This window comes from Parendozoicomonas verongulae (assembly GCF_009711465.1).
GTDB lineage: Bacteria > Pseudomonadota > Gammaproteobacteria > Pseudomonadales > Endozoicomonadaceae > Sansalvadorimonas > Sansalvadorimonas verongulae.
Genome location: NZ_SMME01000762.1, coordinates 4,327 through 4,777, shown reverse-complemented (window position 1 = coordinate 4,777; position 451 = coordinate 4,327). Strand labels below are relative to the sequence as shown.

Genomic DNA, 451 nt, shown 5'->3' with positions numbered 1-451 from the left:
GCACCCGCCAAAGTCACAGATAAAGGGCCTGCGCCCTGTGTGAACTTTTAACGTGTACATATCATAGGAATCCGCAGGCATTTCATCATCAGTTCGAACCTGAAGCTCTCTGTAATACTCGCGTATCCAGGCATTTAAGTGCGGAAACCGGGAAGGAAGAAGGTCTCTCGAAGGAAGGAGGGAGCAGTGGATATAAGGGATATCGTCCTCACCTGAAGACACATGACACATGTTTGCCTTATCCCGGATCCATGTGTGGCACCTGTTTCAACGGCCAGATGCTGTGCAGGCGGTGAGGCGGTGAGAGTTAATCCGGTTTGTTGTTTTTTCCCCCGGCAATGCACGATGCAGGGTTCGGTTGCCCTGTCTATGGCGCAGGATGTTGTTTTATGGGGGTGGATATGTTTGCTGTCCGAAGTTTGTATAGCAATGTTACCTGTAGAGATCACAA

1 protein-coding gene is annotated in these 451 nt (G+C 49.9%); it reads right to left on the bottom strand.

Annotation, left to right across the window (positions count from 1 at the left end; genetic code table 11):
- A partial coding sequence (locus tag E1189_RS25275) for a hypothetical protein (RefSeq protein ID WP_230460199.1) occupies window positions 1–222 on the bottom strand: 222 nt, incomplete at its 3' end.
- Window positions 223–451: the final 229 nt, after the last annotated feature.